The sequence below is a fragment of the Brevundimonas intermedia genome (genome assembly GCF_027922165.1).
In the GTDB taxonomy this organism is placed as follows: domain Bacteria; phylum Pseudomonadota; class Alphaproteobacteria; order Caulobacterales; family Caulobacteraceae; genus Brevundimonas; species Brevundimonas intermedia.
This window is the reverse complement of record NZ_BSFD01000005.1, coordinates 146,337-163,069: the sequence shown is the minus strand read 5'-3', so window position 1 is coordinate 163,069 and position 16,733 is coordinate 146,337. Positions and strand designations below refer to the sequence as shown.

Here is a 16,733-nt window from a genome sequence, read left to right as displayed (position 1 = left end):
GCGCCGGGGCCGCTTGTGCAACGCCCATCGCTCGGCGACACTGGAATCATGGCCAAGCCGATCAAGAGCACGACGACCGAGTGGCGCGACGTCGTGCTGGTGTGTCGCAAATGTTCGAAGAAGCTGGACGGCGGGTTCGGGCCGGACGGCGACCTGACGCTGAAGAAGGCCCTGCGGAAATATCTGCACCTGAAGAAGGGCAAGAAGGGGCGCAAGGGCGCGCTGACGGTGGCGGGAACCGACTGTTTCGACATCTGCCCCAAGGGCGGGGTGGTGGCGGTCAACGCCGCCCATCCCAAGAAACTGCTGATCATCCCGGCCGGCGCCGACCTGTTCGAGGTCAAGACGCGACTGGGGCTGGACGACGGACGGCGGCTGAAGGTGGTCACGCCGGACTGAGACGTCTTTCTTCCGCCGCCCAGTCGTGCCAGATCGGCGGCATGGACGACACGAAGATCGAGAAACGCGCCGGCGTGCGGGCCACCTCCGACCGGATCTGGGAGCTGGTCAGCGACCTGTCGCGCTGGAGCGAATGGAATCCGTATGAGACGGGGGTCGAGGGCGCCATCGCCTTCGGCGGCCAGTTGGGCCTGACCGAGGCCTTTCCGGGCCAGCCGGAACGAGCCGTGACCGCCCGCATCGCCGACTGGCGCCCCTATGTACGGCTGGTCTGGACCGAGAACCGGGGCTTCCTGTTCCGCACCCTGCGCTACATCGACATCGAGGAGCTGGAAAAGGGCAGCTGCATCATTTCGTCGGCGCACAAGTTCGCGGGCCTGAGGGGCGAGCTGTTCCACGACAAGCACCGGATCGCCCTGCGCGATGCGCACCAGGACATCGTCGATCGGCTGAAGGCGGCGGCCGAAGCCTGATCCAGGGGCTGATCAGCCCTTGGCCATGGTGTCCATGATGTTCAGGATCGCCGGGCCCAGGATGACGATGAACAGAACCGGCAGGAAGAACAGGATCATCGGCACCGTCAGCTGGGCCGGCAGGGCCGAGGCCTTCTTCTCGGCAGCCGACAGGCGCAGCTCGCGGTTCTCCTTGGCCATGACCCGCAAGGCCGAGGACAGGGGCGTGCCGTAGGTCTCGGCCTGGGTCATGGCGACGGCGACGGATTTGACGCCGGGATGGTTCGTCCGCTTGCCCAGGTTCTCATAGGCCATGCGACGGTCGGGCAGATAGGACAGCTCGGCCGACAACAGGGACAGTTCCTCGGCCAGGTCGATGGAGGATGTGCCGATCTCCTGGCTGACCTTGGCGATGGCCGCCTCGATCGACATGCCCGCCTCGACGCAGATCAGCAGCAGGTCGAGGGCGTCGGGAAAGGCCTGCATGATCGAGGTGCGGCGCTTGGTGATCCGGTTCTGCAGGAACAGGTTGGGCGCATAGAAGCCGGCCACGGCGGCGGCCATACAGGCGGTGATCTTCTGCATGGTGGGCCAGTCCACGATCTTGATCACGAACATGTAGAAGGCTGCGGCCACCAGGAAGAGGAAGGGCGAGGCGAAGCGGAAGAAGTAGAAGGTGGTCAGAGGGCGCGGCCCGCGATAGCCGGCCTGGGCCATCTGGTCGGCGACCTTGGGATCCTCCAGCAGCTGGGTCAGGTTCAGCCGGTCCACGACCCGCTTCTTGAAGCCGCCGTCGTCGGTGTGACGCAGGCCGCCTGAGCCGGTGTGGATGGCGGCGCGCGACCGACGCTTCAGCTCGTCGCGGCGTTCGGACACCGCCTTCATCCGCTTGTCCAGCTTGACCCCGCCGGTCATCGACGACAGCAGGGTCAGGACGGTGGCGAAGACCAGCACGCCCACGCCGAGGCTGAGCAGGTTCTGCGGATCGGTGATGAAGCGGATGAAGCCGTCCATGGTCCCCGCCTCAGATCTTGAACGAGATCATGCGCTTCATCACGAAGACGCCCAGACTCATCAGGGCGGCCGCGACCAGCAGCAGGAAGTTGCCGCGCATGTCGGTGAACAGGATCATCATGTAGCTGGGGCTCGAGAACATGACCATGGTCATGACCGCCGGCGGCAGGGCGGCGATGATGCCGGCCGAGGCCAGGGCCTCGGACGACAAGGCCTTGACCTTCTCGGCCATCATCCGGCGAGCGCGCAGCACGGTCGACAGATTGCCCAGGGCTTCGGCCAGGTTGCCGCCGGTCTTCTGCTGGATGGCGATGACGATGGTGAAGAAGCGCAGTTCGGGCGTCGGCATCTGTTCGAACATCTTGTCCAGCGCCTGCTCCAGCGTCATGCCGACGCCCAAGGCCTCGACCAGCTTCTTGAAGGCCGGGCCCAGGGGCGCGGGACTCTCGCGGGCGATGATCTTGAAACACTCGTGGACCGGCAGGCCCGACTTGATGCCGCGAACGATGACGTCCACCGCATTGGGAAACTCGAGCGAGAATTTCTTCATCCGCCGCTTGGCCAGGAAGCCGACGACCCAGCGCGGCAGGCCCAGACCGACGACCACCCCGACGCCGAGCGCCAGCAGCATATTCAGGCCGCCCAGAAGGGCGGAGAAGCCGGCGATCAGGCCCACGACGGCGCTGGCGATATAGAAAATCCGAACACTGACGGTCAGGCCGGCCTGTTTCAGCTTCGACGACATATTGGCGCGCGCCTTGCGCTCACGCCGGTCCGCCTCCTGAAGCTGGATCATGATCTGCTTGCGCCGCGCCTCGGGCGTATTGGCGGCGGCGGCGGCCTTGCGGGCGGTGGCGGCCTCGCGCTTGTTCTCGCCCAGACTCTTGGCGCGCTTGACGGCCTGGCCCGAGGAATCGTCGCCGCCGACGAAGACCCAGCCCAGGCCGCCGATGGTGATGAAGGCGAGGACCGCCGCGAGGATCGGCAACATGTCCTACTCCGCCGCGTCGAGGGCGTCGGCCAGTTCGCGCTCGAGCCCATAGTAGCGGGCGCGGTCCCAGAAGCGGGGACGGGCGATGCCGGTCGAGCGGTGACGGCCGATGACCTTGCCGTGCTCGTCCTCGCCGGTGATGTCGTAGACGAACAGATCCTGGGTCACGATCACATCGCCTTCCAGACCGACCACCTCGGTGATGTGGGTGATGCGGCGCGAACCGTCGCGCAGGCGGGCGGCCTGGATGATGACGTCGACCGAGCCGACGATCATCTCGCGGATGGTCTTGGACGGCAGGCCGTAGCCGCCCATGGTGATCATCGACTCCATCCGGCTGATGGCCTCACGCGGGGAGTTGGCGTGAAGCGTGCCCATGGAGCCGTCGTGGCCGGTGTTCATGGCCTGCAACAGGTCGAAGGCCTCGGGGCCGCGCACCTCGCCGACGATGATCCGTTCGGGACGCATCCGCAGACAGTTCTTCACTAGGTCGCGCATGGTGATGGTGCCCTGGCCTTCCAGGTTCGGCGGGCGGGTTTCCAGGCGCACGACATGCGGCTGCTGCAGCTGAAGCTCGGCGGCGTCCTCGCAGGTGATGACGCGTTCGGTCGGGTCGATGAAGGCGGTCAGGGTGTTCAGCAGGGTCGTCTTGCCCGAGCCGGTGCCGCCCGAGATGACGATATTGCAGCGCGAGGCGCCGATGACGCCCAGGACGCGCGCGCCCTCGGGACTGATGGACTTGTAGTCCACCAGATTCTTCATCGTCAGCTTGTCCTTCTTGAACTTCCGGATCGTCAGGGTCGGGCCGTCCAGCGCCAGGGGCGGGGCGATGACGTTGACGCGCGATCCGTCGGGCAGTCGGGCGTCGCAGATCGGGCTCGACTCGTCGACGCGGCGGCCGACCTGGGACACGATCCGCTGACAGATGTTCATCAGCTGGTTGTTGTCGCGGAAGCGGACATTGGTCAGCTGGACCTTGCCGGCGACCTCGATGAAGACCCGGCCGGCGCCGTTGACCATGATGTCGGCGATGTCGTCGCGGGACAGCAGCGGCTCCAGCGGGCCGTAGCCGAGGACGTCGTTGACGATGTCCTGGACCAGATGCTCCTGCTCGGCGACCGACATGGAGACGTTCTTGATCGCCACCAGTTCGGCGACGATGTCGCGGATCTCTTCCGATGCGGCCTTGGTGTCCAGCTGGGCCAGCTGGGCCAGGTCGATGGTGTTCATCAGCGCGTTGAAGATGGTGGTCTTCGTGGCGTGGTAATAGTCGCTCTGTTCCCGGACGATCTCGGCGACCGCCTGGGCCTTTTTCAGCTGTTCGAAGCCGGCCGTGGCCTTGGGACCGACGCCCGGCTTTCCGCCCTGGGGGGCGGCGGCCTGGGGCGCGTCAGGCGAGGGCCGAGACGCCAGAGCATCCAGGCGGTCGGCCTTTGCCGAACCGGCCATTGCGCCGGACGAGGCCCCGCCGAACTGGGCTGGGGCTTCGGCCATGGCGAAGGCTTCGGTTGCAGGCTCGACATCGCCCCCGCCAAAGGCGAAGGCCTCGGTCTGCACACCCGGCGTCGGCTGACGAGGGGCGGCTGCGACGTCAGGCCCCCCGCCGGCCGCGGGCGCGGGACGCAGGGGGACCGTCGTGGCGCCGGGCTGACCTGTGCGCTTTCCGAACACCCGTCAGCGCTTCTTGAACATGCCGGCGAACAGCGACTTCGACTCGGTCGCGCCGCTGGTCTTGCCCGGCTTGGCCTTGGGTCCGGCGAGGGCCGGAATCTCGCGCCGCGAGACGATCTGGGCCAGGGTCTGGAAGGCCTCGGCCGCCTTGGTCTTGGCGCCCGCGTCCAGGATCATCTGGCCGTTGTTGGCGGCGGCGCCGAAGGTCTTGGCGTCGAACGGAATGATCAGGCTGGGATGGACGCCCAGGGCCGCACCGAAATCCTTCGCCGGGATCTCGGGACGGGCCGGCACCCCGACCTGGTTCAGCACTAGGCGCGGCGGGGCGTCGTTCGGCCGACCCGAGCGGATCAGGTCCATCATGTTCTTGGCGTTGCGCAGCGAAGCCAGGTCGGGGGTAGCCACGATCACCACCTCGTCGGCGCTGATCAGGGTGCGACGCATCCAGGGCGACCACAGGTGCGGCAGGTCCAGGACCACGAAGGGGGCGGTCGAGCGGATGCGCGTCGTCACCTCTTCGAAGGCCTCGGTGGAGATGTCCCAGTCGGTGTCCAGGGTGGCGGGCGCTGCGAACAGGCTGAGCTTGTCGGTGCAGCGGACCATCATCCGGTCCAGCAGGGTCGAATCCAGGCGGTCCGGCTGACCCAGGGCGTCGGCGACGCCGCTCAGCGGATCCTGGTTGAAGTCCAGGCCGGCGGTGCCGAACGGCAGGTCGTAATCGACGATGACGGTGTTGGCGCCGATCCGTTCCGAGATCGCATAGGCGGTGTTGTGCGCCACGGCCGAGGCCCCGGCCCCGCCCCGCGCGCCGACGAAGGCGATGGAGCGGCCGACGAACGGCTGGGCCGGGTCGTTGAACAGGCCGCCGATGGCCGCGATCAATTGCAGGGGCTGGAGCGGCCCCACCAAATACTCGCTGACGCCGCGCCGCATCAGCTCACGGAACAGCAGAATGTCGTTGGTCGGGCCGACGACGATGACCTTGGTGCCCGCATCACAGACCTCGGCCAGCTGATCGACCTCCCACAACAGGGTCTGGGGGTCCTTCAGGCATTCGACGATGATCAGCGGCGGCGTCGGTTCCTGCTGATAGGCGGCCACGGCCGCCATGATCCCGCCGATGCGGATCTGGGTGGTGGCGCGCGACAGGCGACGATCCTGGGCGGCGCGCTCGGCCGCCGCCAGGGTGTCCTGGCGCTCGGCGAAGACATGGATGGCGATGCGCGGCACCGACACCTCGCCGATGGCGCTGGACGGGGCCAAACCAACGGGGGCCACGCTCGAAGGCGCCAAACCGGCGGACGGCAGGGCTGACGGGGCGATATCCGACACGGCCACGTCCGCCGGCGCCGGCGTCAAGGTCGACTGGGCCTGGGCCAGCAGGTCGCCGACAGGATTGAAGCCGGTGGCGACGGCGGGCGGGGTCAGAGTCTGAGCTTCCGCTGAAGTCGGCATTGAGGCGGGCGGCGTGAACTGAAGCGGCGAACGCGCAGGCTCGCTAGGGAAGGCGGCGGCCTCCGAAAAATCCATATCGACGTCATAGGGATCGTCGTAGGGCTCGGGAGTTCGGGAAGCGGGGATGGTCATGAACTAGTCGACCGCTCTCGAGATCTCGCCGTCGATCAACGGCTCCTGCGGCGCCGAGGTCATGGCGCCGGCGCGATAGGTGTCGAACACCTTGCCACGACGCCCCGTGTCCGAGGCGGCGAGCGCCGCCGGGGCGACGATGTCGCGGGGATTGGCGATCTGAGCGGCCAGATTGGCGGTCACGGCGCAGCCGAACGACGCCGACGGCTGGTTCGAGAAACTGGAGCGCATGCCGACCTGGGTGGCGGCGCAGTTGGGAATGAAGGCCTGCACGGTCTCGAACCCGGCGAGGATCGGCGCACGGGCGGCGGGGGCGTCATAAGAGACGACCTGAACCCGGCCGGCGGGGACGCCGCGCGCGACCAAGGCGTCACGGGTGTTCCAGGCGACCTGATGCGCGACCGGATCGTCGCCGGTCGGGGTCTCGACACGGATGATGTCCCCGCGGGCCTGGACGAAACGAGCGGCGAGATCCGCCAGGGCCGCCTGCTGCGTGGACGACAGCCCGTTGTCATGCACCGCCAGGGCTATGCGATCGACGCCCGGTTCGACCTGCAGCACATAGCGGGATGTGGCGGTCAGGGGCGGCGCGCCGGTCGATCCGGCGGAGGCGCAGGCCGAAACCAGGGCCGAGACGGCGAAGAGGGCGGCGAGTCTGATCATGGAGCGGCTCATTCGATCACATAGCCCACGGGGCCAGACCAGCCGGCGGATGCGGGTCCGGGTGCAGCCTGAGGCGTGCCGTAGGTCTGGCTCAGTTGTCCGAACAGGATGGTCTGGGCGTCATTGGCGATATGCAGGCCGTCGGCTGGCGTCTGCATGCTCCCCGGCGCCGTGGGCGACGCCAGATAGGCCTCGATGATGATGACCAGCTCGGTCTCGCCCGACAGATAGTCGCGCGACCGGAACAGCGCGCCCAGCACCGGCACATCGCCGAGCGCCGGCAGTTTGTCGACGTTCTGGCGCGTCGATTCGCTCAGCAGGCCGGCGATCATCAGCGAACCGCCGGAGGGCAGCTCGACCGTGGTCGAGGCGCGGCGCACAGTCAGACCCGGGATAACCAGGGTGGTCGAGTCCGTTCCCAGGGTAAAGGCGCCGTCGGTGCTGAGTTCGGACACCTCGGTCGACAATTGCAACGATATCCGGCCTGCCGACTGGACGATCGGCCGCACGGCCAGACGCACGCCGTAAGGCTTGAACTCGATCCCGACGCGCGCGCCGTTGCCGTCGTCGGACAGGCCGACCGGCACCGGGAATTCCCCGCCGGCCAGGAACTCGGCGTTCTCGCCGTTGACCGAGGTCAGATTGGGTTCGGCCAAGGTGCGCATCAGGCCGGCGCGCTCGAACGCCTTGACGGTGGCCGACAGGCTGTTGCCGTTTCCGCTTCTGTCGAGATAGCCGAGACCGCCGCCGCCCAGCAGGTTGCCGTTGACCGCGAAGGTCGAGGTCTGGCTCAGGGCCAGACCGTCGCCGACGGTGTTCAACACCGCGCTGACGTCCATGCCCAGTTGCTTGACCGCCGAGCGCTGCACCTCGACGATCCGGGCCTTGACCGTGACCTGGTCGGATCCGGTGACGCCGATCAGATTGATGACCTTCTCGGGCGCGCTGACGAAGGCGCCGGCGACGCGACGCGCCTGGTCCGCCTGGGACGGGCTGGAGGCCGTGCCCGTCAGGATGATGGTGTCGTTGACCGCCTCGGCCTGGATGGAACCGCCCGGGATCAGGCGGGTCAGGGTGTCCTGCAGAGCGCTGGTTCCGGCGTCCACGCGGACGCGCAGGCTGAGAATGGTGCGGCCGGCCGCGTCCAGGAAGACGGCGTCGGTCTCACCCGGCGCGACGCCGATGACGGTGATGCGGCGCGGCGAGTGCAGCATGGCCTCGGCCACCTGCGGGTTGGAGACGATGACGTCGCGCGCGTCGGCCGGCAGGTCGACGGCGAAAGAGGTCCCGCGCGGCAGGTTGATAAGTCGGGGGGCCGCGCCGGTCGAGACGGCGGTGCGGCTCTGGGCCACGCTCAGGGCGGGCGCGGCGGCCAGGCCCGCCAGCAGGGCGCAGGCGAGGACGGCGGTCTTGCGCATGATCGTCTTTCTCACGGCGTCACCACCTCGGGGGCGCCGCCGCGGTAGATGCGGACGGTCTGGGGCTGAGACGGGGCGGGACCGGGGGCGGGACCGCGGCGTAGCGAGCCGGAAGGCCCGGCGGTGTCGGCATAGGAGCGCAGCGACAGGGACAGCACGCCCTGGGCCTTGGCCTGGGCCAGGATCTCAGCGTCGCGCGGGCCGACCTCGAGTGTCGCGGTGGCGCCCACCACGGCCTGTTCGTCGTCGCCGGCGCGGGTCGACTGGTCGATGGCCAGGACCTTGACGTTATGCAGGACGGTGCCGGCGATGAACTTGCCGCCGCCGCCTTCGACGCCGCTCTTGTCCTCTCCGGTGAAGACCACGTCCACCCGGTCGCCCGGCAGGATGAAGCCGCCGGCGGCCGATTCCACCGTCACGCCGATCGCCATGGCCCGCATGCCGGGCTCCAGATAGGCGGCCAGATAGCCGCTGTCGCCCGCGCGCACGATCTTGCGGCCCACGATGGGCTCTCCGGCCAGAATGGGTTCACGCACGACCGAGCCGACATAGTCCGCCTTGGCGCCCGGGCCGGCGATCTTGGCGACAGCCTTGGCCGTGCCCTCGACGGCGGCCTCGGTCTTTTCAGCCGTGCTTTCGGTGGCCGGCTTGGCGGGCACAGGGGTGGAGCCGTCGGTGATGAAGGCGGGATTGACCTCGTCCAGCGGCCAGTCCTTCCAGGCCAGGTCGCCTTCGGTCAGCCGTTTGCCGGGCTCGAGATCCTTGGCCGCGACCAGGATCTTGGCCATGGGGCGCGCCTCGACGGACGCCGCGGCGGCCGGCGCTGCCGGGGCGCCATTGCCCATGGCGCGAACCACCAGGGCCAGGCCGAGCGCCGACACGGCGGCGATGCAGATGACGACGATACGGGCGGGCTTCATCCAGAGAACTCCGACAGACGCCGCGACCCGGACCCGGTCCATGGTGCGCTGCCGTTAACAATCATGAGGCCTGCGGGTTAATGCGTTCCTAAGCTTGACGCGGCCCGGTCGAGCGGGGACGGCGTCACCGTCCGGCCAGAAAGCCGCTCATCAGATCAGCCTCGGGGAAGGCGAGCAGGGCGCCGATGGCGATGGCGACGCCATAGGGGATATGGCCCTTGGGCTCCAGCAACCGGGCGACCCAGCCGGGCGCCGTGGGCGCAAGGAATTGAAGATGCTGCCGCGCCGCAATCAGCAGCAGGCAGAACAGGCCCCCCGCGACGCCGGTCCACAGCAGGAACATGGCCGAGCCGCTCCAGCCCAGCCACAGGCAGCTGGCGGCGATCAGCTTGGCGTCGCCGCCGCCGATCCAGTTCAGGGCGAACATCCCCATGCCGACGATAAGGGCCAGGATGGCGACTCCGACATGGACGCCCATGTCGATCAGGCCGAGCCCCGCCGCCAAGGCGACCGGGAAGAACAGCACGATCAGCGCCAGCGAGATCCAGTTCGGAATCTTCATCGTCACCAGGTCATGCAGACCGCCGATGATGACGAGCGCAGGCATCAGGCCCAGGGCCAGGAGGAGGAAGGCGTGCATCCCTCATCCTTACGGGCCGGACATTAAGGCCGCGTTTCCCCCGTCCGTAAAGGACAAAGAGAAAGGGCCGGGGCGTCGCCGCCCCGGCCCTTCCCGGTTTCAAGACTTGACCGCGTCTTAGGCGGCGGGCTTGGAGAGCTTGTCGCTCACGCCCTTGAAGGTAGCGTCAAGGTTCGTGCCCAGGGTGGTCAGGGCGGTGATGATGACGACGGCGATCAGAGCCGCGATCAGGCCGTATTCGATGGCCGTGGCGCCCGATTCGTCTTTGGCGAAACGCGAGATGAACTTGGTCATGGTAGTTCCTTTGATTAAATGTCCAGCGAGCAACTAGGCGGGGGGAGCCGGTAGCCCGCTTGACCCCCAAACGCAGGGACAGAATGGCCAACGCCTATTAAGGCTGAGTCACGAATTGTGGTTACATTCGGATTCACCAAAGAAAATCCGAATCGGGCTGCTTCAGCCTTTGTTGAGGAAGCCGGCGGCAATATGCGCGCGTCCGCGTTCATACGCGCTATCGCACCAGAGAGCCGATGCCCCGCCTCCTCCCGACCCTGCTCGCCGTCGCCCTGATCGCCTCGCCCGTGGCCGCCGTCGCCCAGAACAGCGCCCTGAATGTCGAGATCGATCGCTCCGCCCGGGTTCAACTGAGCGGTCCGGCCTCCTCCGTCATCGTCGGCAATCCGGGGATCGCCGACGTCACCGTGGTGGACGCCAACACCCTGTTCATCCTCGGCAAGGGCTATGGCGTGACCGAGGTCGTCGCCGTGGATAGCCTGGGCCGCACCCTGTTCCAGCGCGAAATCGTCGTCACCGGCGGCTCGACCGGCACGGTGCGCGTCTGGCGCGGGGCCCAGGCGACCGAAATGGCGTGCGGTTCGTCCTGCGCCCCCAGCGTGCGCAAGTCTCAAGGCGCGACGGCCGCCGTCGCGCCCTAGAGACCACTTGATGATCCGTCACCCTGTCTTGATCCAGCCCCGCCGCGCCGACGCCCGCAAGGCGCGCGAGGGCGCGGCTGCGGTCGAATTCGCCATGGTGGCCGTACCCTTTTTCGTGCTGCTGTATTCGCTGCTCGAGCTGGGCCTGGTCTTCATGATCGACGCCGTCGCCGAAAACGCCGTGGTCGACGCCACCCGTCTGATCCGCACGGGGCAGGCCCAGCAGCAGGGCTTCGACGCCGCCAAATTCAAGACGGCCTTCTGCGACAATATGAGCGTATTCCAGAGCGACTGCGCCGCGCGCACCACGGTCGACGTCCGTGTGGTCGCCCATTTCGCCGCCGAAGACGAGGGCGCTGACGCAGACGGCGACGGCGTGCCCGATGAGGACAGTTATGACGGCGGCGACGCCCAGGACCTGATCCTGGTGCGGATCTGGTATCGCCAGCCCATGATCGCCCCTTCTCTGACCCAGGCCGTCGCCAGCGGCGGCGCGGGCGAGGTCGTCATTTCGTCCACCACCGCCTTCCGCAACGAGCCGTGGAATGCCTAGGGTCTCGATCCGAAAACTCTTGCGCAGACTGGCCGGCGACGAGCGGGGCGTGTCTGCGGTCGAATTCGCCCTGATCGCCCCGGTGATGATCCTGTTCTACGCCGGGCTGGTGGACCTGTGTCAGGGCTATATGGCGCTGAGACGGACCAATCACGTGGCCGCCGCCGTCGCCGATCTGGCTGCGCAGTCCACCGTCCTGACCGCGACCGACGTGGACGGCATATTCGAGGCCGGTCCCGGCATCATGGCTCCCTTCAACTCTACGGATCTGGAGCAGAGGATCAGCAGCGTCACCCGCGTGTCGGCGTCCAGCTACAAGGTGGACTGGAGCCGCAGTTCCAAGACCACCGGCGCCCTGTCCGGGGATCTGACCGTCGCCGCCGCCAAGGTGCCCGACGACATGCTGGCCAACGGCGAGTCGGTGATCATCGCCGAAGTGGCCTATACTTATGCGTCGCCCTTCCAGCAGTTCCTGCCGGAGTTCAGGTTCGAGCGCCGCGCCCTGCTGGAGCCGCGCCGGTCCGCCGTCATCACCTGCACGACCTGCTGATCACCCCGCCTGATCAACCGACAAGGGCGTGCCGCAGGGCGGATATCTTCACCTCGGTCTCGGCCAATTCCGCCTGGGGATCGCTGTCGGCGACAATCCCCGCCCCGGCCAGGGTGCGATAGGTCCAGCCGCCGTCGCGTCGCTCGAACGACGCGGTGCGGATCAGCACAGAGGCGGTCAGGCCGCCGCCCTCTTCCAGAATGAACAGCGATCCGCACCAGGCGCCGCGCGGCGGCTCCAGATCGGCGATGACCTTCATGGCCTGATGCTTGGGCGCGCCGGTGATCGAGCCGGGTGGGAAGGTCGCGTCCAGCAGGTCGGCCGGCGTCACCCCCGGCTCGGCGCGACCGACCACGGTCGAGACCAGATGATGGACGGTGGGGTGGCTCTCGATCGCAAATAGTCGCTCGACCGCCACCGAGCCGAAGCGCGAGGCGCGGGCCAGGTCGTTGCGCATCAGATCGACGATCATCAGGTTTTCAGCCCGATCCTTGGCGCTGGCCTGAAGCGCGGCGGCCAGGGCCGCGTCCTCGACTGGATCGACTGAACGGGCGCGCGTGCCCTTGATCGGCCGCGCCTCGATGCGGCGGGTCTCGCCGTCAAAGGCCAGGAACAGTTCGGGGGAATTGGACACCAGGGCCCGGTCGCCGATCCGCCAGAAGGCGCCATAGGGCGAGGCCCGCCCCTGTTGCAGTCGCAGAAAGACGTCGAACGGATCGGCCTCGGGCTTAAGGGCGCCGCCCCAGGCGCGGGCGATATTGGCCTGAAACAGCTCGCCGGCTCCGATCCGGGCCACGACCTGGGCGACGCCGTCGCAATAGGCCTGGTCCTCCGCCTCGGGGGTGAAGGCCTCCGCCGGCGCTTCGGGCGAGGCGGGCGGACGGGCGGCGGCTAGCCAGCCGGCGGCGCGGTCCGCGGCGACGGCGGCCTCGGCCAGGCCGCGCCCTCGACCGACGGCGCGGACGCGGCCCTGATGATGGTCGAAACTCAGCAGGGCCGGATAACGGGCCAGGATAAGATCGGGCCAGAGCACCGGCCGTTCCCCCGTCGCTTGACGCGCGCCGGCGTCATAAGCGGCCAGCCCGACCGTCCCTGCGCCCCAGGCTGGGTCGCGCAAGGGGGCGAACAGGTCGGCCTCGAGCGCGCCCAAGTGAACCCGGTCCGGCGCCGTCGCCACATGGGACCAGCGCCCTTCCGGTCCGCCGTCAGACAGCAGGGCCAGGGCGCCGTCCGCCCCGCCCATCCCGGCCGCCGCCGCCAGAGGATCCGTCCACGGATGATCGTGGACGACGACATGGGTCAGACCGTCAGTCACGCCGACAGCCGCGCCTCGATCCGCGCCCGCAGCGCGGCGTCGACGCCCAGAGCCTGATCCAGATAGGCGTCCAGCGAGCCATGCCGCGCCTCGACCTCGGCGAAGGCCGCTTCGAGATAGGCAGGCTCGACGCCGAGGAAGGCCACCACCGCGTCGTCGGAGGCGACGCGGCCGGTCATCTTGTGCAGCTGCCGCGCGATGGAGGGGGCGCGGCCGGCCAGATCGACGGCGGTGTTGGTCAGCAGATAATCCTCGACCAGATCGTCGCGGTGTACGCCCAGCAGATGATGGGTCAGGGCGGCGAGGAAACCGGTCCGGTCCTTGCCCGCCGCGCAATGGATCAGGACCGGCCGGTCCTGATCGCCTAATGCCTGGAAGTAGCGGCCGAAGACATCGATGTGCGAGGCGTCGAACGGCAGGGACCGATAGGTCTGCGTCATGAACCGCCGGCCCGAATCCGGCGTCAGGTCCGCCGTCTTCAGAAAGGTGATGTGCGGCGCCTCCGCCCCGTCGTCGATCCCGCCCTCGATCACCAGGGCGTCAAAACCGTCGTGGCGTCGCGACGGCTGGTCCCGCCGCTCGCCCGGCCGGCGCAGATCGACCACCACCCCCAGGTTCAACCCCTTCAGCCGCTCCAGATCGGCGTCGCTGGCGCGGGCGTGATGGGCCGAACGCAACAGGCGGCCGGGACGCACGCGTCGCCCGGCCGCCGAGGCGTAGTCGCCATAGTCGCGGAAGTTGTCGATGGCTTCGAAGGCGTGGAGACGGTCGCTCATGCCCGTCTTCTAGCGCGCGGGAAGAAGCCCCGCCATGGCGTCCAGATAGGCGACGAAGGCAGCGCGACCTTCCTCGGTCAGAGACGCTTCAGTCAGGGGCTTGCGACCGACGAAACTCTTTGTCACGGCGACGAAGCCCGCCTCCTCCAGCTTTCGCAGATGGACCGACAGATTGCCGTCGGTCGTCTGCAACCGGGCCTTCAGCGTATTGAAATCCGCCGCCTCGGCCCCGGACAGATAGGCCATGATGCCCAGCCGGATCCGCCCGTGAATCACCTCGTCGATGCGGCTGATATCGAAGTCGTCCGCCATTAGACGATCTCCGACGGTTCCTGCCGCATCAGGATCAGGCCGGGCACCAGGGCGACGGCGAAGATCACCAGCGTGAAGACCAGGTACACGGCCATGTCACCCGCGAACCAGCCCATAGCCACCGCTCCGACATAGGACCCGAGCCCTGTCAGGGTCATCCAGCGCGTGTTCGTCATCGTCCCGCCGATGATCCAGGCCGAGCCATAAGCCACGAAGACCACGGTAGGCATGGCCATCATGGCCGACCAGTCGCCGGTCTTCAGCCCCATGGCCATCAGACCCAACCAGGTGGCGAAGATACCGTACCCCACCGCCGTCCAGGCCGCGCCTACGGCGCGATTGCCCGAGGAGTTGAAGCCCGGCTTGCCCTTCATCCGACCAATCAGAACCGCCAGGGCCGCGCCGAAGACAAGGCCGGCCCCGATCCACAGCCAGACCGGCGCCCAGGGGCCGGCGTCGATCACGCCGGTCAACAGCGCCCATTGCCCCAGATTGGCCCCGCCGAAAATGACGGCGGCGGACACGAGAATCGGCCCCGCCAGCAAGGGCGCGTGGCGTCCCTCCTGGGCCAGGGCCCGCATATAGGCGATGTCATCCTGAATAGTCTGTGTGTCGCGCGTCATGGCGCCCTCCTCCTGAAATCCGATGATCACAGGATGCACAATGCGCTTTATGCTGTAAAGTGCTTTTTCAGAACCGAAACACTCCAAATTGGGGGATGCGGCGCGGCGATCCCTCTTCCCACAAGGCGGGGAGCGTCATTGTGCGCGCAACGCCTTCTCTTTCGTCATTCCGGGCGAAGGGCCGCTTGGCCCGAAGACCCGGAACCCAGCGGCGCGCGAGAGCGCGAAACTGTCGCGGACGCGATCTACAAACAATGTGCTGCGGATGGATTTCGCCTTCGGCGCCGCTGGGTTCCGGGTCTACGCTACGCTGCGCCCGGAATGACGAAAGAAGAGCGGAATCGCCGTCGGCTCCTCGCCCCAGATCCCCGACGACCCTCAAGGCCAAGGAGACGTGCGGCGATCACCTGAACGGCGGCTCGTCGAAGGCGCGCAGTTTGCGGGAGTGCAGGCGCGAGCCCTCGTTCCGCATCAGGTCCACCGCCTGGATGCCGATCTGCAAATGCTCCGAGATCGAGCCTTCGTAGAATCGGTTGGCCTGGCCCGGCAGTTTGATCTCGCCGTGCAGGGGCTTGTCCGAGACGCACAACAGGGTGCCGTAGGGGACGCGGAACCGATAGCCCTGGGCGGCGATGGTGGCGCTTTCCATGTCGATGGCGACGGCGCGGCTCTGGTTGAAGCGCAGGGCCGACTTGGAATAGCGCAGCTCCCAGTTCCGGTCGTCGGTGGTGACGACCGTGCCGGTGCGCAGGCGCAGCTTGACCTCGTCGCCCGGCATGCCGCTGACCGACTTGGTGGCGTCATACAGGGCGCGCTGCACCTCGGCGATGGACGGGATGGGGATGTCCGGCGGAAGGACCGCGTCCAGCACATGGTCATCGCGCAGATAGGCGTGGGCCAGGACATAGTCGCCGATGGTCTGGCTGGCGCGTAAGCCCCCGCAGTGACCGATCATCAGCCAGACATGCGGACGGGTGACGGCGAGGTGGTCGGTGATCGTCTTGGCGTTGGACGGACCGACCCCGATATTGACCAGGGTCACGCCCTTATGACCCGGCGCGGTCAGGTGATAGGCCGGCATCTGGTGCTTCTTCCAGGCCGTGTCGCTGATCGCCGCCTCGGGGTTGGCCGTCTCGCGCGTGATGACGACGCCGCCCGCGCAGGACAGGGTCTCATAGGGCGTGCCCGGCGTCTGAAGCTGTTCGATGGCCCAGCGCACGAACTCGTCGACGTAGCGATTATAGTTGGTGAACAGGACATAGGACTGGACGTCGTCCACCGGCGTGCCGGTGTAGTGACGCAGCCGCGCCAGCGAGAAGTCGGTCCGCAAGCCATCGAAATGCGACAGGGGGAAGTCGCCGCCCATGTCGAACAGGCCGTCGGCGATCTCGTCGCCGATATGGGCCAGGTCCGTGGTCGGGAACCAGCGCGCCAGGGCCGCCGTCATCGACCGGTCCAGCGCCACCTCCAGTCCGTCGGTCACATAGGGAAAGGGGATTTCCTGGCGCGAGATCCCGACCTCGAAGGTCGCATTATATTCCTGCTCCAGCAGGCCCAGCTGTTCGGTCAGATAGGGGCGGAACAGGTCCGGCCGGGTGACGGTGGTGGCGTAAGTCCCCTGTTTCGACAGCCGGGCATAGGCGCGCGGCTCCAGGTCCTGGGGGCGATCCCCGTCCCAACGGATGCGAAGTTCGGGATAGGCGAACACCCCTTCGGCGCGTTTCAGCGGGTCGGGCCGCGCGCCGGTGTTGACGAAATCCCGCACGGCGTCGCGCAGGTTGGTCACGGATTGGGTGTAGAGGGTTTCGAGGCGGTCCAGCGCCGCCTGTGCTGTCATCTGTTCTGTCATGACTTCCTCTAGCGAAGCTTCTTGGCTTTGGCGAGGCGCCCGGCGGTCAACCTCGATTTCGCTGC

Annotated in this window: 19 protein-coding genes; 5 read left to right on the top strand and 14 right to left on the bottom strand. The window is 67.6% G+C overall.

Annotation, left to right across the window (positions count from 1 at the left end; translation table 11 throughout):
* Positions 1–48 precede the first annotated feature (48 nt).
* Both PKE72_RS10080 and PKE72_RS10075 read left to right on the top strand, forming a co-directional pair.
* Entirely contained in the window at positions 49–399 is a 351-nt protein-coding gene (locus tag PKE72_RS10080; RefSeq protein ID WP_271165244.1) for a hypothetical protein, read from the top strand.
* Between the two features lie 41 nt (positions 400–440).
* Positions 441–872 carry an SRPBCC domain-containing protein gene (locus PKE72_RS10075; protein WP_271165243.1) on the top strand — a complete coding sequence of 144 codons (432 nt, stop codon included), beginning with the start codon at positions 441–443 and terminating at the stop codon, positions 870–872.
* Positions 873–884: 12 nt separating this feature from the next.
* Here the strand turns inward: PKE72_RS10075 and PKE72_RS10070 are convergent, their stop codons facing one another.
* The 9 genes from PKE72_RS10070 to PKE72_RS10030 all read right to left on the bottom strand — a co-directional run bounded on the left by PKE72_RS10070 (position 885) and on the right by PKE72_RS10030 (position 10,049).
* Positions 885–1,865, bottom strand: a complete 981-nt coding sequence (locus tag PKE72_RS10070; RefSeq protein WP_271165242.1) for a type II secretion system F family protein — start codon at positions 1,863–1,865, stop codon at positions 885–887.
* A gap of 10 nt (positions 1,866–1,875) precedes the next feature.
* Positions 1,876–2,856: a type II secretion system F family protein gene (locus tag PKE72_RS10065; protein WP_271165241.1), complete on the bottom strand. Its 981-nt coding sequence runs from the start codon at positions 2,854–2,856 to the stop codon at positions 1,876–1,878.
* Positions 2,857–2,859: 3 nt separating this feature from the next.
* The gene (locus PKE72_RS10060; RefSeq protein WP_373878085.1) at positions 2,860–4,350 is read right to left on the bottom strand and encodes a TadA family conjugal transfer-associated ATPase; all 1,491 of its coding nucleotides are present in this window, start codon (positions 4,348–4,350) and stop codon (positions 2,860–2,862) included.
* 180 nt (positions 4,351–4,530) lie between these two features.
* Positions 4,531–6,114 carry a cellulose synthase operon protein YhjQ/BcsQ gene (locus tag PKE72_RS10055; RefSeq protein ID WP_271165239.1) on the bottom strand — a complete coding sequence of 528 codons (1,584 nt, stop codon included), beginning with the start codon at positions 6,112–6,114 and terminating at the stop codon, positions 4,531–4,533.
* A 3-nt stretch (positions 6,115–6,117) separates the two neighbouring features.
* A complete protein-coding gene (locus PKE72_RS10050; RefSeq protein WP_271165238.1) occupies positions 6,118–6,777 on the bottom strand; it encodes a CpaD family pilus assembly lipoprotein in 660 nt (219 codons plus the stop codon).
* A gap of 8 nt (positions 6,778–6,785) precedes the next feature.
* Positions 6,786–8,195, bottom strand: coding sequence for a type II and III secretion system protein family protein (locus PKE72_RS10045; RefSeq protein WP_271165237.1), 1,410 nt, complete (start codon positions 8,193–8,195; stop codon positions 6,786–6,788).
* An 11-nt stretch (positions 8,196–8,206) separates the two neighbouring features.
* Positions 8,207–9,115: a Flp pilus assembly protein CpaB gene (cpaB, locus tag PKE72_RS10040; protein WP_271165236.1), complete on the bottom strand. Its 909-nt coding sequence runs from the start codon at positions 9,113–9,115 to the stop codon at positions 8,207–8,209.
* A gap of 124 nt (positions 9,116–9,239) precedes the next feature.
* Positions 9,240–9,755: an A24 family peptidase gene (locus PKE72_RS10035; RefSeq protein WP_271165235.1), complete on the bottom strand. Its 516-nt coding sequence runs from the start codon at positions 9,753–9,755 to the stop codon at positions 9,240–9,242.
* A gap of 117 nt (positions 9,756–9,872) precedes the next feature.
* Entirely contained in the window at positions 9,873–10,049 is a 177-nt protein-coding gene (locus PKE72_RS10030) for a Flp family type IVb pilin (protein WP_271165234.1), read from the bottom strand.
* A 236-nt stretch (positions 10,050–10,285) separates the two neighbouring features.
* On the opposite strand from PKE72_RS10030, the gene PKE72_RS10025 reads away from it, so the two are divergent.
* From PKE72_RS10025 to PKE72_RS10015, 3 genes are read left to right on the top strand one after another with little or no spacing between them, the layout of a single operon-like run.
* On the top strand, positions 10,286–10,690 hold the full coding sequence (locus PKE72_RS10025) for a pilus assembly protein N-terminal domain-containing protein (RefSeq protein ID WP_271165233.1): 405 nt from the start codon (positions 10,286–10,288) through the stop codon (positions 10,688–10,690).
* Positions 10,691–10,700: 10 nt separating this feature from the next.
* On the top strand, positions 10,701–11,243 hold the full coding sequence (locus tag PKE72_RS10020; RefSeq protein WP_271165232.1) for a TadE/TadG family type IV pilus assembly protein: 543 nt from the start codon (positions 10,701–10,703) through the stop codon (positions 11,241–11,243).
* Between the two features lie 19 nt (positions 11,244–11,262).
* Positions 11,263–11,793 (top strand): TadE/TadG family type IV pilus assembly protein, encoded by a 531-nt coding sequence (locus PKE72_RS10015; protein ID WP_271165231.1) that lies wholly within the window; start codon positions 11,263–11,265, stop codon positions 11,791–11,793.
* 13 nt (positions 11,794–11,806) lie between these two features.
* On the opposite strand, the gene PKE72_RS10010 is transcribed toward PKE72_RS10015, so the two are convergent.
* The 5 genes from PKE72_RS10010 to PKE72_RS09990 form a co-directional block, all read right to left on the bottom strand.
* A complete protein-coding gene (locus PKE72_RS10010; RefSeq protein WP_271165230.1) occupies positions 11,807–13,108 on the bottom strand; it encodes an anthranilate synthase component I family protein in 1,302 nt (433 codons plus the stop codon).
* A complete protein-coding gene (locus PKE72_RS10005) occupies positions 13,105–13,884 on the bottom strand; it encodes a tyrosine-protein phosphatase (RefSeq protein ID WP_271165229.1) in 780 nt (259 codons plus the stop codon). The genes PKE72_RS10010 and PKE72_RS10005 overlap by 4 nt, the downstream gene beginning before the upstream one ends.
* Positions 13,885–13,893: 9 nt before the next feature.
* On the bottom strand, positions 13,894–14,196 hold the full coding sequence (locus PKE72_RS10000; protein WP_271165228.1) for a winged helix-turn-helix domain-containing protein: 303 nt from the start codon (positions 14,194–14,196) through the stop codon (positions 13,894–13,896).
* A complete protein-coding gene (locus PKE72_RS09995; RefSeq protein ID WP_271165227.1) occupies positions 14,196–14,819 on the bottom strand; it encodes a hypothetical protein in 624 nt (207 codons plus the stop codon). Before PKE72_RS09995 ends, PKE72_RS10000 begins: the two co-directional genes overlap by 1 nt.
* Positions 14,820–15,222: 403 nt before the next feature.
* Positions 15,223–16,668 (bottom strand): AMP nucleosidase, encoded by a 1,446-nt coding sequence (locus tag PKE72_RS09990; RefSeq protein ID WP_271165226.1) that lies wholly within the window; start codon positions 16,666–16,668, stop codon positions 15,223–15,225.
* Positions 16,669–16,733: the final 65 nt, after the last annotated feature.